The organism is Nocardia sp. NPDC058666 (assembly GCF_042714895.1).
Taxonomy (GTDB): domain Bacteria; phylum Actinomycetota; class Actinomycetes; order Mycobacteriales; family Mycobacteriaceae; genus Nocardia.
Window position 1 is genome coordinate 928,689 of record NZ_JBHXRY010000001.1, and the last position, 20,265, is coordinate 948,953.

Genomic DNA, 20,265 nt, shown 5'->3' on the forward strand with positions numbered 1-20,265 from the left:
ACAGGTCGAACTGACTACTTCGGATCCCGTTCCGGCAGTGGACGTTCCACGATGTCGGGGCGGCCCAGTGATGTGCGGACTCGGCGTTTGGCTGCCGAGTAGACCTGGGCGGTTTCGGCGGCTACTACGTCCCAGGCGAAGTCGGCGGTGAGGCGGGCTCGGGCGGTGTGGGCTCGGGATTGGGCGGTGGTGGGGTCGTCCAGGACTGCTCGGGTGGCGTCGACGAGGCCGTCGATGTCGGCGGGGGCGAAGGAGGCGCCGGTGACGCCGTCGATGACGGCTTCGCCCAAACCACCTGCGGTGGAAGCGATCAGAGGCACACCGGCGGCGGCGGCTTCCAGGGCGACGATGCCGAAGGGCTCGTACCGGCTGGGCAGGACGATGGCGTCGGCGCCATGCAGCCAGCCCAAAAGTTCGGCGTGGCCGAGGCTGCCGACGAAGTTCACCGCGCGGGCCACACGGTGCACGCGGGCGCGTTCGCGCAACCATTCGAATTGGGTGCCAACGCCCGCGACGGTGAGAGTGGTGCCGGGGTGGGCGCGGCGGATACGGGGCAGCGCGGCGATCGCGTCCTGCACGCCCTTCTCGTATTCGAGGCGGCCGACATACAGCAGACGCGGGGGACCGGTGCGGGGTGCGCGGGGCCGGAAGGTCCAGGAGCCGACGTCAATACCGTTGCGTATCACGGTGATCGGGGCAAGCTCGGGTCCGTAGAGCCGTTCGACTTCGTCCTGCATGGAGGTCGAGCAGGTGATGAGCTGATCGGATTCGTTGGTCAGCCACCACTCCACCGAGTGGACCTGTTTGTTGACCCGGCCCGACACCCAGCCGCTGTGTCGCCCGGCCTCGGTGGCGTGGATGGTCGACACCAGCGGCACGTCGTAGAACTCCGCGAGCATGATCGACGGGTGCGCCACGAGCCAGTCGTGCGCGTGCACCACATCGGGCGTCCAGCCTTCGCCGACGCCGGGCTTGCCGAGCGCGACGCCGGCCCGCGCCATCGCGTGTCCCATAGCGAGGGTCCAGGCGAGCATGTCCTCGCCGAAGTCGAAGCACGGCGGATCTTCGGCCACCGCGACGACGAGCACGCCGTCGGCGATGTAGGAGTGGGTGGGGTGGGTGACCGAATCGGTCCCCGTCGGGCGGCGGGCCAGCACGACGACCTCGTGACCGGCCGCGGCCAGTTCCACGGCCAGGTGATGCACATGCCGACCGAGCCCACCGACCACGACCGGCGGGTACTCCCACGACACCATCAAAATCTTCATCGAAATCCTTCAGCACCGGCCGACGGGACAGCGGTCGGCAACCGCCGTGCGTCCAGACCAGGGAAGAATCCGTCGGCCGCGTTCCATCCTGCCGCGAGACGGGTCGCTTTGGCGAACTGTCCGGCCCCGATGGCCTCGGCTAGTTCGCGCACGGCGTGCGCGTGTTCGTGGGCGCGATCGCGGGCGTATCCGGCGGCGGAGTCCTTGCTGACCATGAACGCCCAGTCGCTGGAGACGGTGAGAATCGCCTCACGCAGCAACTGGTCGGCGACCGGGTCACGCAGGGAGCCGTCGCGCCGCGACTTGTCGAGGGTGTCCAGGGCCAGCCGCACGATGTCGGCATTGAGCTCGACGAGGTCGGCCACCTGGTCGCCCGCCCACACCCGCCAGTCCTTGCCCGAACCCCACGACGAGTCGTTGAGCTGCACGGGTTCGCCGACATAGCCGTTGTCGCGGGCGTCGGCGAGGGTGCCGACGTTCACGCCCGCCTCGGGCAGCGCGCGCAGAACTTGTTCGAGCCACTGCGGACCCTCGTGCCACCAATGGCCGAAAAGTTCGGTGTCGAACGCGGCCACCACCAGCGCGGGCCTGCCGATCCGCTCGGACTCCTCGATCAACCGTGCGCGGACCGTTTCGACGAAGTCCGCGACGTCGCGGGTGACCGCTTCGGCCGCCAAATCCGGATCGTAAGGGGCCTTGTCAGGACCGTCGACGGTCTTGCCGGTCACGCGGGAGGGCTTGAGCCCGGTGGCGTGGTCGTAATGGTGGAAATCGCGGTAGGCGCTCTGACCGGGGTAGCCCTGTTTCGGCGACCAGACCCGGTAGCTCACCGCGAGGTCGCGACCGAACGCGACCACGTCGGATTCGCGCACCGGCCTGCCCAGCGAGGTGTCACCGCGCAACGACGGACCGTCGACCATGAAGTGGGTGACGCCCGCGGCGTCGTAGCCGCGTTCCATGCCGGGCGTGTAGCCGCATTCGGGCGCCCAGATGCCCGTGGGCGTGCTGCCCCAGCGCAGGCGCGCGTCGGCCAGACCCTCGGTGAGCTGGAACTGGCGCATCCGCGGATCCAGCAGCGGTTGGAAGGGGTGCGCGAGCGGTCCGCCGAGCAGTTCGATGGCGTCGGCGTCGATCAGCGAACGCCATACCGGCGAACCGCCGTGCTGCCAGTTCTGTTCGAAATCGGCCAAAGCTGTTGCGGCCAGCCGATGTTCGTGACGGCCCAGCGCGACATTGCCCGACATCGACGCCTCGTCGGCGCGCAACTGCCAGTTCCCCAGCCAGTGGTGCATGCCCGCCAGGCAGTGCGGATCGTCGAGCTGCGCGGCGAGTACCGGCGTGATGCCGAGGCTCAACAGGTGCGAACGCCCTTCGGCGGCAAGAGTTTTCAGCACCCGAACCAGCGGCAGATACGACGCGGCCCAGGACTGGTAGAGCCATTCCTCGCCGACCGGCCAACGCCCGTGATGGGCCAGCCACGGCAGGTGGGAGTGCAGGACCAGGGTGAACTGGCCCGGCACGGCGGAGCGGGAAACGGTCAACGACTTGCCTTTTCAGCGATCGCGACCAGGTCCAGGCTCGCGTCGATATCGCCTTCGCGCAGGTCGAAATCGTCGATGGTGACCGCGGCGACGTCGGCCGTGAGGTCGGCAGGCCACGGTTCCCCGGCCAGTGCCCGTTCGATCTGCGCGTCGATGAACGACCCACCGTGCTTGGCGTCCAACGCTTTCAAGGTCTCACCGTGATGTACACCCAGCATCTCCGACACGGTGAAACCGGCGTCGACCAGCAGTTCGGTCAGTTCCGCGGCATTGAGCTCGCGCGTGTGGAAGGGGTTGAGGGGAGTGTCGCGACCGGGGGAGAAGGTGATCCGGTTCGGGGTGCTGATCAGCAGTTGACCGCCGGGGCGCAGCACGCGCAGGCATTCGCGCAGGAACTGGCCCTGGTCCCAAAGATGTTCGATCACTTGGAAATTCACCACGACATCGACGGATTCGTCATCCAGCGGCAGTGCTGCGAGGTTGCCCTGGATCATCTCCACCCGCGGGTAACGCGCCCGCACATGCGCGACGGCGCCCTCGTCGTAATCCAGCCCGGTGACACTGCGTGCCACACCCGCGATCATGTCGGCGCCGTAGCCCTCGCCCGAGCCCGCTTCGAGCACGACCTTGTCGGCGCAGCGGTGCAGTAGCCGGGCATAGGCGATCTCGTGCCGACGGAACCAGTAGTTCTCCTCGGCGATGCCGGGCACGGTCCGCTCGCCGGTCAACGGCAGTGGTTCATGTGTGGCGGCCACCGGTGCGGCAGGGATCACAGCCTCGCTCATTGCTCCGAGGTTACTGGTACCGCCGGTCCGCGCAGGAGTCAGGGACCTCTTGCGCAAGTAGGTTACCCACGGGTAACTTAGCGTAGGGTAGTGTTCCGAACTGAGCTAGATATCTCACCTGGACGTACGGCGCCAGCTCGTGCGGCCCCACCACACACGTGTCCCCAGAAGGAGGTCGACGAAGACCGATGCCGAACATCGTCGTACTCATCAAGCAGGTCCCCGACACCTGGTCCGAGCGCAAGCTGACCGATGGTGACTACACCCTCGACCGGGAAGCCGCCGACGCGGTGCTCGACGAGATCAACGAGCGCGCCGTCGAGGAAGCGCTGCTGATCAAGGAGGCACAGGGCGGTGAGGTCACCGTGCTGGCCGCCGGTCCCGACCGCGCCAACGAGGCCATCCGCAAGGCGCTGTCCATGGGCGCCGACAAGGCCATCCACATCAACGACCCGGCCATCCACGGCTCCGACGCCGTGCAGACCGCCTACGTGCTGGCCGCCGCTCTCGGCCAGGTCGAGGGCGTCGAGCTGGTCATCGCCGGTAACGAGGCCACCGACGGCCGCGCCGGTGCCGTGCCCGCGATCATCGCGGAGTACATCGGCATCCCGCAGCTGACGCACCTGCGCAAGCTCACCGTCGACGGCGACAAGATCACCGGCGAGCGCGAGACCGACGAGGGTGTCTTCAAGCTGGAGGCGTCGCTGCCCGCGATCGTCTCGGTCAACGAGAAGATCAACGAGCCGCGCTTCCCCTCCTTCAAGGGCATCATGGCCGCGAAGAAGAAGGAAGTCCTGGTCTTCACCCTGGCCGATCTGGGCGTCGACCCGGCGACCGTGGGTGTGGCCAACGCCGGCACCCAGGTCACCAGTGCCACCCCGAAGCCGGCTCGCACCGCGGGCGAGAAGATCGCGGACGAGGGCGAGGGCGGCAACCAGATCGCGTCCTACCTCATCGGTCAGAAGATCATCTGATCCGGCACCGTCCGAGACTTCGAAGGAGAAAGAACTAATGGCTGAAGTACTTGTGCTCGTTGAGCACGCCGACGGTGCTGTCAAGAAGGTCACCACCGAACTGCTCACCGCCGCCCGCGCACTGGGCGAGCCCGCCGCCGTCGTCACCGGCCCGGCCGGTACCGCCGACAAGCTGGCCGCCGCGCTGGCCGCCGCGGGCGCCGAGAAGATCTATGTCGCCGAGTCCGACGACATCGAAGGCTTCCTGGTCACCCCGAAGGTCGACGTGCTCGCCGGTCTGGCCGAGTCCGCCGCACCCGCCGCCGTGATCGTCGCCGCCACCGCCGAGGGCAAGGAGGTGTCGGGCCGCCTTGCCGCGCGCATCGGCTCCGGTCTGCTCGTCGACGTCATCGGCGTCAACGCCGACGGCTCCGCTGTGCACTCCATCTTCGGTGGCGCGTTCACCGTCGAGGCCAAGGCCACCGGCGACCTGCCGGTGATCTCGGTCCGTCCCGGCGCCATCGAGTCCGCTCCGCAGGCCGGTGCCGGCGAGCAGGTCGTCGTCGAGGTTCCGGCGCAGGAAGACGGCGTCGTGAAGGTCATCTCGCGTGACCCGATCGTCGGTGGCGACCGCCCCGATCTCGCCGAGGCGAGCATCGTTGTCTCCGGTGGTCGCGGTGTCGGTTCCGCCGACAACTTCGCGGTCGTCGAGGCGCTGGCCGACTCGCTGGGTGCCGCTGTCGGCGCCTCGCGTGCCGCCGTCGACTCGGGCTACTACCCGGGCCAGTTCCAGGTGGGCCAGACCGGCAAGACCGTCTCCCCGCAGCTCTACATCGCCCTCGGCATCTCCGGCGCCATCCAGCACCGCGCCGGCATGCAGACCTCGAAGACCATCGTCGCTGTCAACAAGGACGAGGAAGCACCCATCTTCGAGATCGCCGACTACGGCATCGTGGGCGACCTGTTCAACGTCTCCCCCCAGCTGACCGAAGCGGTGAAGGCCCACAAGGGCTGATCTCCTCGCGGTTGAGTTGACCTCGGCCCGCGAAACCTGTTCCTGCGCACGCGCAGCCAGGTTTCGTGGGCCGTTGGCATTCGTGCCTCGATCGTGCGCCTGAATCGTGGCCTTGCGACGTTTGACCTGCACCGTCGGTGTCGGCAGGCTGGGCTGATGTCGTTGGGACGAGTTGTATTGCCGGTCGAGGTCGAGGGAACGGTCCGGGCGAATTTCGGGCAGGCCGGAGCGCGGTGGATCGATGAATTGCCCGGTGTGGTGGCGGGTCTGGCGGCGCGTTGGGGGTTGGTGGAGTTGTCCGCGCCGTTTCGGGGCGGGACGCATGCGTATGTTGCTGCCGCGCGGCGCACGGATGGGTCGTGGGTGGTGTTGAAGGTGCCGGTGGTGGACGAGGAGAATGTCGCCGAGGCGACCGCGCTGCATGTGTACGCAGGTGACGGCGCTGTCCGGTTGCTCGACTTCGATGCCGCCAGCGGTGCCTTATTGCTCGAATGGGCGCGTCCTGGGACGGAATTGCTGAACCAGCCGGGGTTTCCGAGTCTCGAGGGGCTGCCGGAGAACGCGGCGAAGGTCGCCTTCGCGTGCGGGCTGTATCGCCGACTGCGGCGGCCCGCCGACACGATCCCCGCAGGCTTGCCGCCGTTTCCCCTCGCTACCGAGATCGTCACCGGTCTTCGCGAGCGGCTCGCCGTGCCCAATTCTGCACTGTCCGAACTACTTTCGGACCAGCTGCGTGATGCTGTCGACAGCTGGTGCGGTGAACTGTCCGCGCCCGACGGTCCCTTGCTGATCGTCAACCGTGACACCCACCTCGGCAATATCGTTGCCGCCGAACGGGAACCGTGGCTGCTGATCGACCCCAAACCCTGCCTCGGCGAGGCGGCCTTCGACGCGGGCTTCCTGCTGATGATCCAGATCCAGTCGAACCCGACGCGAGAACACGCGGATACCGTCATCGCGGCCACCGCAGCGGCTCTGGACGTCGACCCCGAACGTGCCCGTGGCTGGGCTCTGGTCCGAGTCGTGGCAGAGCTGGGGTGGGCGATCGAGGACGAGGACCACGACATGCTCACGTTGCACAGCTCTGTGGCGAATGCGCTGGTAGGAGCGCCGCTGCACCGGTCCGCTGGGTCCTGACCGGGTCCCGGCTCGGGCGTCGACGGTTCGATCGCCGGTCGACTACCGTTCGGTGGCATCAGCCGTATGGTCCAAAGCTGTGCACACGGGTAGCGTGCGAGGCTGCTAACGGGACAGTGAGGAGTGGTCGTGCTGCAGGCGGGGGTGGATTTCGCTGGGTACCAGGTGGAAGGTGTGCTGGGGCAGGGCGGGATGGGAACGGTCTACCTCGCCAGGCATCCTCGGCTGCCGCGCAGCGTCGCGTTGAAGCTGTTGAATCGGGAGTTCTCGGCTGATCAGGAGTTGCAGCGGCGGTTCGAGCGGGAAGCCGATGTTGTTGCGCAGCTGGATCATCCGGGCATTGTGGGGGTGTACGACCGCGGTAGCGATGACGGGTATTTGTGGATCGCGATGCAGTTTGTTCGTGGAACCGATGCTGCCGCTTGGGATTCGCGGGCACACGAGCCTGGAGTTACCGCTCGGCTGATCGGTGAGACCGCTTCCGCGCTCGACTACGCGAACCAGCACGGGGTGCTGCATCGTGACGTCAAGCCGGGCAATATTTTGATCGCCGATGCCGAGCATGGACGCGAAATCCGTGCGGTACTCACTGATTTCGGGATCGCCCGGGTCGCCAGCGCCAACACTCAGCTCACTGCCACCGGTACGTTCACCGCCACGCTCGCCTACGCCTCGCCTGAGCAGCTCTCCGGTGAGGTAGTCGACCATCGCAGCGACCAGTATTCGCTGGCCTGCACGCTTTTCGCGATGTACGCCGGGCATCCGCCCTACACCGCGACCAATCCAGGCCAGGTCGTCGCGGGGCACTTGTCGCAGCCGGTGCCGCGGCTCACGAGCATCAGACCTGACTTGCCCCCAGCGGTCGACAGTGTGATCGCGCGGGCGATGGCCAAGCGGCGCGGTGAGAGATTCGGTAGTGCAACGGAATTCGCTGATGCGATGCGGGGGGCGCTCGAGGGCAGGCACGTCGCCGAGCCGACCGTGCGTCAGCCGTGGACCGATCCTGCGCAGCAGTGGCACGGGTCCGGCGGGCAGATGCGGCCGCCTGGCGCGGCGCAATGGCCTGAACGGCCTGTCGGGGGGATATGGCATCAGCAGGGACCCGTTGCCGCGGCCGATCCGCGATTCGCGGCCGCCCCGTTCGCGCAGCCGTGGCAGCAGGCCGCGTCGACGGGCTCGATTCCTTCGCGTGGCACCGCGGTGACGGCAGGCATGGGTGGGCTGCTGGTCGGTGTGGTGTTGTTGGGAATCGCCATCTTCGCGACTTACTTGACGAATCAGGCCAGCAACCAAGGGCTGAATACGGATGGCAACGCCATCGCGATCGCTCTGTTCGCCTGTGGCGCCGTTTTCGGATGCGTTGCCGGCGCACTGATGCTGCAGGGCAGGAAATCAGGTCAGGTGATGACGATGATTTTGATGGCTCCGGTTGTTCTATTGGCACTGGGGGCCACGCTGGCCGCCACCGTTGAGGGGGTCTACCCGGTTACCGCCGCGGCATCAGCGGGGGTGTTGATCGCGACAGGTGTGATCGCCTGTGCTGCAGCGCCGTCGACCGGTCGTTGGATTCGCTATCGCAAGGCCCTGCGCACGAATCGCTGGTGATCGCGCTGCTGACCGAGGTCGCTTGTGGTTCACAGCTGGCGTGGGTTTGAACACGACGGTCGCGGCGACCGATCACTGTCGCGTAGGAACTTACCTACTCAGCGTTCGTGCAGTGCATCCAGCAGGGTCTGCACGATCGGGTTTTCGCGAGCGTCCTCGCGCAGCACCGCTGATACCGGGATTCGTAGACGGTGGTCGGTGAGGTCGAGGGTGAGCAAACCTTTGGTGGGTCCCTCGTAGAGGATCGTCCAGGATTCTGGGCGGTTGAGCAGTTCCATGGTGGCGGTGTGGTCAGGGGGGATCGGGGGGCCGAAGGTGGGGCCGGTGGGGAGGTCGGCGAAGGCTGTGCGGATGAGTGTGTGCAACAACACCTGCTCTTGTTCGGGCGGGAGCAGTAGGGGGTACGGGCTCAGGTCGGCGAGGGTGACGGCGCCTCGTTCGGCCAGGGGGTGGTTGCTGGAGATGGCGATTACGAGGTCTTCGACCCACAGCTGTTCTACCGCCAGGCCGGGTTGGTTGACGCTGCCGCGGATCAGGGCCAGATCGCAGTCGCCGTCGGCTACCGCGGTGATGCGTTGGCGGAACGGTTTGATCACGTATTCGATCTCGGCGTCGGGGTGGGCGGCGCGGGCGGTGGCGATCGCCGACAGTGACGGTGCGGCGAAAGACATGTTGGCGGCCAAGCGAATTCGTGGTCCTGTGGTGCGCACGGCGGCGCGGATCGCGGATTCGAGACTGAGCATCTGCTTGGCCAGGGGCAGCAGGCGCAGGGTGGCTTCGGTGGGGACCACGGCGCGGGTGGTGCGTTCGAACAGTTGCGCGCCGAGGTCGCGTTCCAGGCGTGCGATCTGGTGGCTGATCGCGGATTGGGAGATGAAGCAGCGGTTGGCCGCGCGGCTGAAACTGAGCTCCTCGCACACCGCTACGAAGTAGGCCATCTGTCGAAGTTCCACCAGGTATCTCCCATTGATTAGTTATACAGATAAGAGTCATCTTCATTATGCGCCCAGGCAGTGGAAACATCTACGTTCCGCATCGCGTTTACTCATAGGAAAGGATTCATTACCGATCTAGAACGCGATCTTGGAGTCAGCGATCATGGAACACACAGATGTCGTCATCGTCGGTTCGGGCTTCGGTGGCCTGGCGGCCGCCAAGCAACTGGCCAAGTCCCACGTGCGTGTCGTGCTGATCTCGAGCACGCCCGAGCATCTGTTCCAGCCGCTGCTCTACCAGGTGGCCACCGGCGTGCTCGCCCCCGAGGAGATCGCGCCGCCGATCAAGAACGTCCTGCGCCGCCACCCCGAGATCGACGTGCGCCTGGGCAAGGTCACCGGCATCGACGCCGCCAACGCCGTGCTCACCTACGAGACCACCGACGGCCCCCGCGAGATCGCCTACGCCTCGCTGATCGCCGCCACCGGCGCCAGCCAGAGCTACTTCGGCCGCGACGACTTCGCCGAGAAGACCTTTTCGCTCAAGACCATCGACGACGCCCAGCGCCTGCGCGACCAGATCGCGCACGTGTTCGCCCTGGCCTCCAACGCCGACGAGGTGACCAGGCACAAGCTCCTCAGCTTCGTAGTGGTCGGCGCGGGCGCCACCGGTGTCGAGGTCGCGGGCCAGATCAAGGAACTCGCGAAAAGGCACTTCCACCAGCAGGTTTCGGTGACGCTGGTCGAGGGTGCGAACGCGGTGCTGCCGCCCTTCGGCGGTGGGCTGTCGGAATACGCGAAGAACTCGCTCACCGACAGCGGGGTGGAGGTGCTGCTGGGCACCTTCGTCACCGATATCGAAGAGGGCAAGGTGACGGTCAAGGATTCCGACGGCATCGAGCGTCGGATCGCCGCGGAGACCGTGGTGTGGTCGGCGGGTGTGCAGGTCGGCGGCTTCGCGACGCTGCTGGCGCAGGCCACCGGTGCGGAGACCGATCGCGCGGGCCGCATCCTGATCAACCCCGACCTGACCGTGGGCGGGCATGCCGACATCTACGCCATCGGCGACATGACCTCGCTCAACGGCTACCCCGGCCAGTCGCCGGTGGCCATGCAGGAGGGCCGCCACGCCGCCGATATCATCCGTCGGAAGAAGGCCGCGGGCACGCCGTTCGTGTACTGGGACAAGGGCAGCATGGCGGTGATCAGCCGGTTCAGCGCGGTGGTGAAGCTCAACGACCGCATCACGTTCCAGGGCACGATCGCCTGGGGGATGTGGTTGGCGGTGCACCTGATGTACCTGGTCGGGTTCCGCAATCGCTTTGCCGCGGTGGCGGGGTGGTTGGTCGCGTTCATCGGTACCGCGCGTCCGGGCTTCGATGAAGCCGCAGAGCACGTTGCCGCGGACGTACCGCCGGTCACGGAGAAGCCGCGCACACCAGTCTCGGTCTGAGGCAACGAGGACGCCCGCCGCGATCGGCGGCGGGCGAGAAGCGCAGTGTGTCAAGGCGATAACAACCCCCTGACCTGGTAACGATTGCGCAGGAACGGTAACGTGCCGTCGGCTGCTCGGCGAACTGGGATGAACAATATTCCAGCTGGGGAGCACACCATGCGGCACAACATCTTCCAACACTCCTTCCGTCGAATCGGCGCCGGCGTCGGCATCGTCTCGGTGCTAGCAGCCGGGCTGCTGCCCCTGTCGACCGGCACGGCATCGGCCCAATACGGGTGGCCCCGATGCGCGGTGACGTCCTCACCGCACACCTTCGCCGCCGGTTCGGCCATCGACGACCGGTACGCCAGTGACCAAGCGCTGCGCAATCTGCTCGGCGCCCCGACCGGCCCCGAACGCGAAAGCGAGGAGGGCGGGGTGTTCCTGCGCAACTACGCGGGCCCGCCGGAAGGACCGGGAATCCTGTACTCGCGCGGCGACACCGGTGTGTACGAGGTGCACGGGCTGATCAAGCAGACGATGTGGAACGCGGGCGGGCACCGCGCGACCGGCGTCCCGATCACCGACGAGTGCCCCACCGCCGGATTCGGTGGTCGCTACAACCATTTCAGCCGCGGCGGCACCACCCCCGAATCCTCGATCTACTGGCGGCCGGGACAGTGGGCCTACTGGGTGCACGACTACGGGCAGGGCGGCTACGGCATCCACCGCAAGTGGGCCGAATCCGGTTGGGAGAACGGCCGTTACGGCTGGCCGACCACGAACACGATGGGCCTGGAGAGCGGGTGGTACAGCCACTTCGCCGGCGACGACTGGCAGGGCGCGTCGATCTACTGGAGCCCGCAGACCGGCCCGCACGGCGTGAACGGCCGGATCCGTGACCGGTGGGCGTCGCTGGGTTGGGAGCGTTCGTACCTGGGCTACCCGGTCTCCGACGAGTACGACATCCCCGGCGGCAAGCGCAGCGATTTCGTCGGCGGCTGCGTCACGTGGGACCGCGCCACCGGGGTGGTCACCGATTCGGGCGGCTGCTGACACCGGCATTTCGCAACGCTCGAAATACCCGACCGTGAACCGGGTTCTCCGCCGGAAATCGGTCGTGTTCGGCTAGAAACCCGCAGGTGGGCGAACGATGGGCAGCGGATCGGTGAACGTGCGGTGTGACCCCCATCTCGTTCACCGAGCTGGCATCGACACGACACTGACGCGTCGCTCCGATGCCAGCTCGGTCAGGCTTCATCAGCAGTATGACTATTACGTCCGTGTTGACCGCCCCGGCGCCGGACTCCGGGGTGGGGAAATCTCGGTACTCCTTGGTCGTCGCCTCCGACGCGCAGCACCGGGAAGCCGCCCAGCGCCTGCGCTACCAGGTGTTCGCCTCCGAGCCCGGTTTCCAGATGCCGGAGAACGCCACCGGCCTGGACGCCGACAAGTTCGACGAGCACTGCGACCACCTGCTGGTGCGCGACGAGTTCTCCGAACAGTTCGTCGGCTGCTACCGCATGCTGCCGCCGGACAAGGTCGACGCGGCGGGCGGCTACTACACCGCCACCGAGTTCGACCTGACTCAGCTCGACCCCCGAGGTAACCGGATCGTCGAAATGGGCCGGGCGTGCGTGGTGCCCGATCACCGCAACGGCTCGGTGCTCACCCTGATGTGGGCGGGCATCCTGCACTACATCCAGCTCACCGGCTACGACTGGGTGATGGGGTGTGTGTCGGTGCCGATGCAGGACTCGCCCGAAGATCCCGCCGGGGTGAACGTGCGCGGCGTGCGCGACCAGCTGCTGGGCCGGCACGCGTGCGACCCCGAACGTCGCGTGCACCCGTACAACCCGGTTGTCGTCGACGGACTCACCCTCGACCAGATGACCCCGCCCAGCCGTCCCAAGATGCCGCCGCTGATGCGCGGATACCTGCGCCTGGGTGCCGAGATCTGTGGCGAACCCGCCCACGACCCCGATTTCGCCGTCGCCGACTTCGTCGCGCTGCTCGGCATGGAAACCATCAACACCCGGTACCTGGAGCGGCTGCAGAGCGCGGCCGCCAATTTCGACGGGAAGTAAAACCATGGTGTTCGACGCGCCGTTAGCCACTCACTCACACTCGTGGATGCCGTGCAGCCCTTGCGGTTCCGGCTGCATCGAGCCGATCGACGAGGTCGGCACCGCAACGATGATCGCCCGCCTGGCAGGTATCGCCGGGCTGGTCCTGAGCTTTCCGGTCGTGACCGTGGCGACCCCGAAGTCGCGGCGCGAACAGGTGCAGCGTCGTTACGCCAGGGCGGCGCTGAGCTGCCTCGGAATGCGGTTGCGCATCATCGACAACCGCACGCCCGCACAGGCTTCCGACGAGGGCTTCGCCGATACGGGTAGCCCGGTGATGATCGTGGCCGGGCACATCGGCTGGGCGGATGTGGTGGCCTTGGCCGCGGTGCAGCCGGTCAGTTTCGTGGCACGCGCGGACATGGTGCAGTGGCCGCTGCTGGGCAAGTTGGCGCAGCTCACGCGGGTCATTCCGATCGAGCGGGCGCGGCTGCGTGAGTTGCCGGGCGTCGTCGGGCAGGTGGCGGAGCGCTTGGCTTCGGGTAATCGGATCGTGGTCTTCCCGGAGGGCACCACGTGGTGTGGCCGGGCCTACGGTTCGATGCGGCCCGCGATGTTCCAGGCGGCCATCGACACCGTGACGCCGGTGCAGCCGGTGCGCCTGCGGTACCTCGACAGCGACGGAATGCCTTGTACCGTGCCGGGTTTCGTCGGCAACGACACGTTCGCTGATTCCGCGAAGCGGGTGCTGCGCAGTAAGGGCATGGTCGCGGAGATCGTGCTCGAACCGCTGGAACGTCCGGGGCTGGATCGCCGCGATCTGGCTCGGCGCTGTGAGACCGCGGTGCGTGGCACGGATCGTTCGCGGCACGGCGTGGCGGACACGCAGTGGATCGAAGCGGGCAATACCCGCGTGCAGGATCCCTCGATGGGGGAGCAGGAGCAGATTCGTCGACCGGCCGGAGCTACTGTCCGGTAACTCTTTCTCGGAGAACCGTTTTAGAACCGGAGGCCGCATTCAAGGCCTCCGGTTCTTTCGTCTGTGTGGGCGCGAATTGTCACGGACCTGCCGGGCGCACGTAACGGGACACCGTGAAAACTCGCGGTCCGGTCAGCTGCTGTTTGCCGGACGTATGACCGGTGTTTGGGCTGCGTAATGAACTGGACGTATGTCCTTACCCCCTCGACTGTGATCTGAAACCACCAAATTGCCACGGGGACAAACTGGTGAGATATTTTCGATACCGTCACGCGGGATCTTTTCGATACCCCTTGTAACCGAGGGTCCAGGCGACGTCGACAAGCGCGATCGCGTGGGTGATCCATGGTGAAGGGAACCGTATTACGGTGATTGAGCAAGCTTCTGGCGTCCGTGATCGCACTGCGCGCCGAACCCGTCGCGTGCCCGCCTGCACCACGCTGCCTCGGCTGCTGCTGGCCGCCGTCGAACGTGACCCCGCGGCGCCCGCGCTGTGCTTCGACGGCACCGAACTCACCTACGCCGAACTCGACCGGCAGTCCTCACGATTGGCCAGGGTGCTGATCGACCGTGGTGTCGGACCGGGTGCGCGGGTGGTGCTCGCGTTGCCCCGATCGATCGAGGCGATGGTCGCGCTGTGGGCGGTGGCCAAATCGGGTGCGACGTTCGTGCCGGTCGATCCACGCTATCCGGCGCAACGTCTGGCGCACATGCTCGCCGACTGCGGCGCCGGTTTCGGCATCGCGGGCAGTGCCGACGCGGCGCGACTCGGTGCCGGATTGCAGTGGCTCACACTGGATTCGGTCGAATTGCGAGCCGAATTGGCCGCTGCCTCCAGCGACCCGGTGGTGGCGGCCGATCGCACCCGCAGGTTGTTCGGCGACGATGTCGCCTACCTCATCTACACCTCCGGTTCGACCGGCGTCCCGAAAGGTGTGGCCGTCACCCACGCGGGTCTGGCCGGGCTGTGTGACGAGCTGATCCGGCGCTTCGCCATCACCGGTTCCGCACGCACGCTGCACTTCTCCTCGCCCAGCTTCGACGCCAGTGTCCTGGAATTGCTGCTGGCCGTCGGCGCCGGTTCGACGATGGTCATCGCGCCGCCCGACATCTACGGCGGTGCCGAGCTCACCGATCTGCTGCGCGCACAGCGGGTGACCCACGCGTTCATCACGCCCGCCGCGCTCGCGGGTCTGGACGAGTCGGGGTTGCCCGACCTGGCCGCGGTCCTGGTCGGTGGCGAGGCCTGTCCGCCGGAGTTGGTGTCGCGGTGGTCGGTACCCGGTCGCGCGTTCTTCAACCTCTACGGACCCACCGAGATCACCGTCGCCGCGTCCATCAGCGATGCCCTGATCCCGGGCGAACCGATCAGCATCGGCGCCCCGATTCCCGGAATGCGCGCGCTGGTCCTGGATTCCCGTCTGCATCGGGTGCCCGACCGGGTGCGCGGCGAACTGTATCTGGCCGGTGCGGGGCTGGCGCGTGGTTACCACGGTCGCGCGGGACTCACCGCGACCCGTTTCGTCGCCGACCCGCTCACCGGCGGTCGGCTCTACCGCACCGGTGACCTGGTGAAATGGGAACCCGACGCGGACGGGGTGCCCCGGTTGGTGTTCCTGGGTCGCACCGACGCGCAGGTCAAGTTGCGCGGCTTCCGCATCGAGCTCGGCGAGATCGACGCGGTGCTGACCAGCGACCCGTCGGTGCGCTCCGCGACCACCCTGCTGCGGACCCTGCCCACCGGCGACGCACTGGTGGCCTATGTGATCGCGCAGCCGGGCGCCACCGTCGACCCGATCGCGTTGACCAGGCTTGCCGCACAGCGACTTCCGCGGCACGCGGTGCCCACCGCGATCGTGCCGATCCAGCGGCTGCCGCTGACCCCGGTCGGCAAGCTCGACTACCGGGCGTTGCCGCAGCCGCAGCTGACCGTGCGCGGGTTCGAAGCGCCGCGCACCGACACCGAGGCGGCGGTCGCGGCGGTTTTCGCCGAATTGCTCGGTGCGAAGCAGGTGGGCCGCGATGACGACTTCTTCGCGCTGGGTGGCAATTCCCTGCTCGCCACGCAGTTGGTCGGGCGGCTCGGTGCCGGCGCCGGGGTGCGGGTGCCCGCGCGCCTTGTCTTCGAAGCGAGCACGGTCGCGGACCTGGCCGACGCGCTGGACGCGCTGGTCATCGACGCGAGGGCGCGGATCCCGCTGACCCGGCGTGACCGCGGCGAGCAGGTGCCGCTGTCGTTGGCGCAGCAGCGCATGTGGTTCATGGCGCGACTTGACCCCGACTCCAGCGCGTACAACATCCCTGTCGCACTGCGTCTTTCGGGCCCGTTGGACATCGCGGCACTGACCGCGGCGCTGGACGACGTGCTCGAGCGGCACGAAGTGCTGCGCACGGTGTACCCCGAGCGCGACGGCCAGGGTGTCCAGTGCGTGCTGCCGGTCGCCGTAGCACGCCTGGACCTGACTGTCACCGCGATCACCGAGGACGCGCTGGCAGCGGAGCTCACCCGGTGCACGGTCGGCGGCTTCGACGTCTGCGACCGAGTTCCACTGCGCGCCAGCCTGTTCCAGATCGGCGCGACGGATCATGTGCTGGCAATGGTGGTGCACCACATCGCCACCGACGGCTTCTCACTCGGTCCGCTCACCCGCGACCTGATGACGGCCTACGCCGCCAGGGCGAACAACATCGCACCGAACTGGGCGCCGCTGCCGGTCCAGTACGCCGACTACACCCTGTGGCAACAGGAAATGCTCGGTGCCGCACAGGATTCCGGCTCGCTGCTGGCCGAACAGCTCGACTACTGGCGCACCGCACTCGCGGGTGCGCCCGCACTGCTGGAACTGCCCACCGATCGCCCACGGCCGCCGGTGGCGAGCAGTCGTGGCGCCACCCATCACTTCACACTCGATGCCGCACTGCACCAGGCGTTGGAAAGCCTTGCGCGCCAACACAGCGCGTCGCTGTTCATGGTGGTGCGGACCGCACTGTCGGTGCTGCTGGCCCGGGTGGCAGGCACCGACGACGTCACCCTCGGTGCGCCGGTGGCCGGGCGTGGTGAGCCCGAACTCGACGACCTGGTCGGCATGTTCGTCAACACCGTGGTGTTGCGCACCCGCATCGACGCGGCCGAAACCTTTGCCGCACTGCTGGATCGGGTTCGGCGCGACGACCTGGCGGCCTTCGCCAACGCCGAGGTGCCGTTCGAACGTCTTGTCGCGGAACTGGATCCGCCGCGCACCCAGGCCCACCACCCGCTGTATCAGGTGGCCCTGTCGTTCCAGAATCTCGGGCAGGCTCGCTTGGACCTACCCGATCTGGTGGTGACCTCGGTGGATCTGGGCGAGCCGACCGCCACCGTCGACCTGCAACTGACCGTCGTCCCGGAGACGGATGCCAGCGGAATGCGCTGCTCGTGGCGCTACGCAGCGGACCTGTTCGACGAGTCGACCATGGCTGCCCTGGGTACGCGGCTGACCGGGCTGCTCACCGCGGCCGTGGCGGACTCTTCCCGGTCGGTGGGTGACCTGCCCTTGCTGACCGAGGACGAACGCAGCGAACCGTCCGGCGAGGTGCGGGCGGTCACGGATCCGACCGTGCTCGACGAATTCCAGGCGCAGGCGCTGCGGCGGCCCGACGCACCGGCGGTCACCTTCGCCGAGTCGACGCTGAGTTACCGCGAATTGGCAAGTCGGGTCAATCGTTTGGCCCGGCTGCTCGTCGCGGGCGGCGTCGGGCCCGGTGCCACGGTCGCGGTCGCGATCCGGCCCTGCGTCGACCTCGTCGTCGCCATGTACGCGGTGTTCGCCGCGGGCGGGGCGTATGTGCCGATCGATCCGGACTCCCCGGTCGAGCGGCGAGCCGACATCATGTCGGTGGCCGATCCGGTGTGCGTGCTGACCACCGGCGCCGACACTGTCGACAGCACCGACGTGCCGGTGGTCTCGGTCGACCTGGTCACCGATTCCGGTGTGCTGTCGGTGTTTTCGGATCATCCGGTCACCGATCTCGATCGACGGGCGCCGCTGCGATCGGCGGATCTGGCGTACGTGATCTTCACGTCCGGGTCCACCGGTAAGCCAAAGGGTGTCGGGGTACCGCACGCGGCGCTGGTCAACCAGGCCGCGTTCATGGTCGGCGAGTACGCGATATCACCCGAAGATGTGGTGCTGCAATCGATTCCGTTCACCTTCGATGCGTCGATGATCGGTTTCGCCGCTCCGCTGCGCGCCGGCGCCCACATGGTCGTGGCCGCTGCTTCCGGACTCACCGACCCGGCGTACCTGGCCGACGTGATCAGCAGGCACCGGGTCGCCGGCACCACGATCGTGCCCTCGGTGCTGCAGATGCTGCTCGAGCTCGCGCCCGCGGGTTCGCTGCGTTCGATTCGCGCGGTGTGGTGCGGTGGCGAGGCGCTGCCCACTGCCACCATCGCCCGCTTCACCACCGCCACCGCGGGCCGACTGCACAACATGTACGGGCCCACCGAGGCGACCGTGTCCATCACCAGCGCCGACGTCACCGAGATCGGCGACGGCACGGTCTCGATCGGCAAGCCGCACTGGAACTCTCGCGCTTACGTGTTGGATCACCGGCTGCGTCCGGTGCCGCTTGGCACCCCCGGCGAGCTGTATCTGGCCGGTGCGCAGCTGGCCCGCGGTTATCTGGGCAGCCCCGGCAAGACGACCGAACGTTTCGTCGCCGACCCTTATGGGCCGGTCGGTGCGCGGATGTACCGCACCGGTGACCTGGTGCGCCGGTTGGCCTGCGGTGACCTGACCTATCTGGGCCGCACCGATGTTCAGCTGAAACTGCACGGCTTGCGCATCGAACCCGGCGAGATCGAGGCCGCGTTGCGCACGCATCCGGCCGTCGCCGGTGCCGCGGTGACCGTGCACCACGACCAGCTGGTCGGCTACGTCACCGCGGCCGCCGAGCAGACCGTGGACACCGCCGACGTCGCGGCCACGATCCGAACCCTGTTGCCGCCATACATGATTCCGCAGCGGCTCCTGGTGCTGGAACAGTTCCCGCTCGGCGCGACCGGCAAGCTCGATCGCAAGGCGCTGCCCGCACCCCCGGCAGCGATCCGCGAATACGTGGCGCCGGTGACCGCCGACGAGCAGGTCGTGGCCGACGTACTCGAACGGGTGCTGGGACTGGACCGGGTCGGGCGCACCGACGACTTCTTCGTTCTCGGCGGCACGTCGCTGTCGGCCATCCGGGTGCGCGCCGCACTGGCGCAGCAGCTCGGAATCGACGTGCCGTTGCGGCTGCTGTTCAGCTATCCGCTGGTCAGCGACCTGGCGTTGGCCGTGCGCGACGAGGCCGCGGCGAGCGCGACAGGCCCGGATCCGGCCGCCGACATCGTCCTCGACCCCACCGTTGACCTCACCGATTGCGCGCCCAGCCGCGGCGGTGAACCGGCCACCATCCTGCTGACCGGCGCGACCGGTTTCCTGGGCAGCTTCCTGCTGCGTGAACTGCTCGAGCAGACCAGCGCGACGATCTACTGCCTGGTCCGCGCCACCGACGACGCGAACGCGGTGGACCGCATCGTGTCCACCGCCGCGGGATACCACCTCGACCTGACCCCCTTCCTGCACCGAATCGTCGGTGTCCCAGGCGATCTCGCGAAGCCCCGCCTCGGGATCGACCCGGTCCGCTACGCCGAACTGGCCGCCGGGATCGACGCGATCTACCACAACGGCGCGCTGATCAACCATCTCGAGCCCTACGCCCGGATGCGCGACGCCAATGTCGGTGGCACCACCGAGGTGCTGCGGCTGGCGACGACCACCCGACTGACTCCCATCCACTACGTGTCGACACTGTCGGTGCTGGCGGGCATCCCGCAGGACAGCGGCGTCCCCGGCGGCATGCTCGGATACGCGATGACCAAATGGGTGGCCGAACAGCTCGTGCACGCCGCGATCGCGCGCGGGATACCGGTGGCCATCTACCGTCCCGGCCTGATCACCGGGGATTCCCGCACCGGCGTCGCGCCCGCCGAGGACGCGTGGTGGACCATGTTGCGTGCGATGTTGGTGCTCGGTGTCGCGGTCGACGTGCGCGCGATCGGGGTCGAGATGGCACCGGTGGACCACGTGGCGGCCGGCATCGTGCGGCAGTCCAGGCAGCCGGAGTCGATCGGCAGCATCTACCGCGCGTCGGGGGTGGAAGTGTCGCTGCACGCGGTGCACGCGGAGATCATCCGTCGGGGGTACCGGTTCGACTTCATCGATCCGATGGCATTCGGTGTCGCGTTGACCACCGCCGCCGAACAGGTCGGCGCCGACCCGATCCTGGCGCGCGCGTCGGCGCTGAGCGGCAACTACGCGGCGGCGGTCGGTGCGGCCACGCCCGCCACGGTGCTGAGCGGGGTCGAGTCAGCGCCCGCCGCGGCTCCGTTCCGCGGGATCCCGCTCGAGTTCCCCGCGGTCGACACCGTGGTGTTGGGTCGATACTTCGACCACTACATCGACATCGGTTTCTTCCCGGCGCCGCAGGCTCAGAATCTGATGCCGGCCTGAGGTCCGCCCGATG

The 20,265-nt window shown here is 67.6% G+C and carries 13 protein-coding genes; 9 read left to right on the top strand and 4 right to left on the bottom strand.

Annotation, left to right across the window (positions count from 1 at the left end; all coding sequences use genetic code 11):
• Window positions 1-14: 14 nt before the first annotated feature.
• The 3 genes from ACFWVD_RS04270 to ACFWVD_RS04280 are packed head-to-tail and all read right to left on the bottom strand — an operon-like array spanning window position 15 to window position 3,594.
• Window positions 15-1,268, bottom strand: a complete 1,254-nt coding sequence (locus ACFWVD_RS04270) for a glycosyltransferase family 4 protein (RefSeq protein WP_379240490.1) — start codon at window positions 1,266-1,268, stop codon at window positions 15-17.
• On the bottom strand, window positions 1,265-2,809 hold the full coding sequence (locus ACFWVD_RS04275) for a 1,4-alpha-glucan branching protein domain-containing protein (RefSeq protein WP_379240491.1): 1,545 nt from the start codon (window positions 2,807-2,809) through the stop codon (window positions 1,265-1,267). The genes ACFWVD_RS04270 and ACFWVD_RS04275 overlap by 4 nt, the downstream gene beginning before the upstream one ends.
• Window positions 2,806-3,594, bottom strand: a complete 789-nt coding sequence (locus ACFWVD_RS04280; RefSeq protein ID WP_379240492.1) for a class I SAM-dependent methyltransferase — start codon at window positions 3,592-3,594, stop codon at window positions 2,806-2,808. Before ACFWVD_RS04280 ends, ACFWVD_RS04275 begins: the two co-directional genes overlap by 4 nt.
• A 188-nt stretch (window positions 3,595-3,782) precedes the next feature.
• Here ACFWVD_RS04280 and ACFWVD_RS04285 point away from each other — a divergent pair, with 188 nt between their 5' ends.
• The 4 genes from ACFWVD_RS04285 (at window position 3,783) to ACFWVD_RS04300 (ending at window position 8,304) form a co-directional block, all read left to right on the top strand.
• Window positions 3,783-4,568: an electron transfer flavoprotein subunit beta/FixA family protein gene (locus tag ACFWVD_RS04285; RefSeq protein WP_379233472.1), complete on the top strand. Its 786-nt coding sequence runs from the start codon at window positions 3,783-3,785 to the stop codon at window positions 4,566-4,568.
• A gap of 37 nt (window positions 4,569-4,605) precedes the next feature.
• Entirely contained in the window at window positions 4,606-5,562 is a 957-nt protein-coding gene (locus tag ACFWVD_RS04290) for an electron transfer flavoprotein subunit alpha/FixB family protein (protein ID WP_379240493.1), read from the top strand.
• Between the two features lie 156 nt (window positions 5,563-5,718).
• Window positions 5,719-6,699 (top strand): aminoglycoside phosphotransferase family protein, encoded by a 981-nt coding sequence (locus ACFWVD_RS04295; protein WP_379240494.1) that lies wholly within the window; start codon window positions 5,719-5,721, stop codon window positions 6,697-6,699.
• Window positions 6,700-6,891: 192 nt separating this feature from the next.
• Complete coding sequence (locus tag ACFWVD_RS04300; protein ID WP_379240971.1) at window positions 6,892-8,304, top strand: serine/threonine-protein kinase; 1,413 nt, start codon at window positions 6,892-6,894, stop codon at window positions 8,302-8,304.
• 98 nt (window positions 8,305-8,402) lie between these two features.
• On the opposite strand, the gene ACFWVD_RS04305 is transcribed toward ACFWVD_RS04300, so the two are convergent.
• Window positions 8,403-9,257 carry a LysR family transcriptional regulator gene (locus ACFWVD_RS04305; RefSeq protein ID WP_379240495.1) on the bottom strand — a complete coding sequence of 285 codons (855 nt, stop codon included), beginning with the start codon at window positions 9,255-9,257 and terminating at the stop codon, window positions 8,403-8,405.
• 145 nt (window positions 9,258-9,402) lie between these two features.
• Between ACFWVD_RS04305 and ACFWVD_RS04310 the strand changes: the two genes are divergently transcribed.
• From ACFWVD_RS04310 to ACFWVD_RS04330, 5 genes are all read left to right on the top strand, one after another.
• Window positions 9,403-10,692: an NAD(P)/FAD-dependent oxidoreductase gene (locus ACFWVD_RS04310; RefSeq protein WP_379240496.1), complete on the top strand. Its 1,290-nt coding sequence runs from the start codon at window positions 9,403-9,405 to the stop codon at window positions 10,690-10,692.
• A gap of 159 nt (window positions 10,693-10,851) precedes the next feature.
• Window positions 10,852-11,730: an LGFP repeat-containing protein gene (locus ACFWVD_RS04315; RefSeq protein WP_379240497.1), complete on the top strand. Its 879-nt coding sequence runs from the start codon at window positions 10,852-10,854 to the stop codon at window positions 11,728-11,730.
• A 212-nt stretch (window positions 11,731-11,942) separates the two neighbouring features.
• Window positions 11,943-12,761, top strand: a complete 819-nt coding sequence (locus ACFWVD_RS04320; protein WP_379240498.1) for a GNAT family N-acetyltransferase — start codon at window positions 11,943-11,945, stop codon at window positions 12,759-12,761.
• A gap of 46 nt (window positions 12,762-12,807) precedes the next feature.
• On the top strand, window positions 12,808-13,719 hold the full coding sequence (locus ACFWVD_RS04325; protein ID WP_379240499.1) for a lysophospholipid acyltransferase family protein: 912 nt from the start codon (window positions 12,808-12,810) through the stop codon (window positions 13,717-13,719).
• A gap of 368 nt (window positions 13,720-14,087) precedes the next feature.
• Window positions 14,088-20,252, top strand: a complete 6,165-nt coding sequence (locus tag ACFWVD_RS04330) for an amino acid adenylation domain-containing protein (protein ID WP_379240501.1) — start codon at window positions 14,088-14,090, stop codon at window positions 20,250-20,252.
• Window positions 20,253-20,265: the final 13 nt, after the last annotated feature.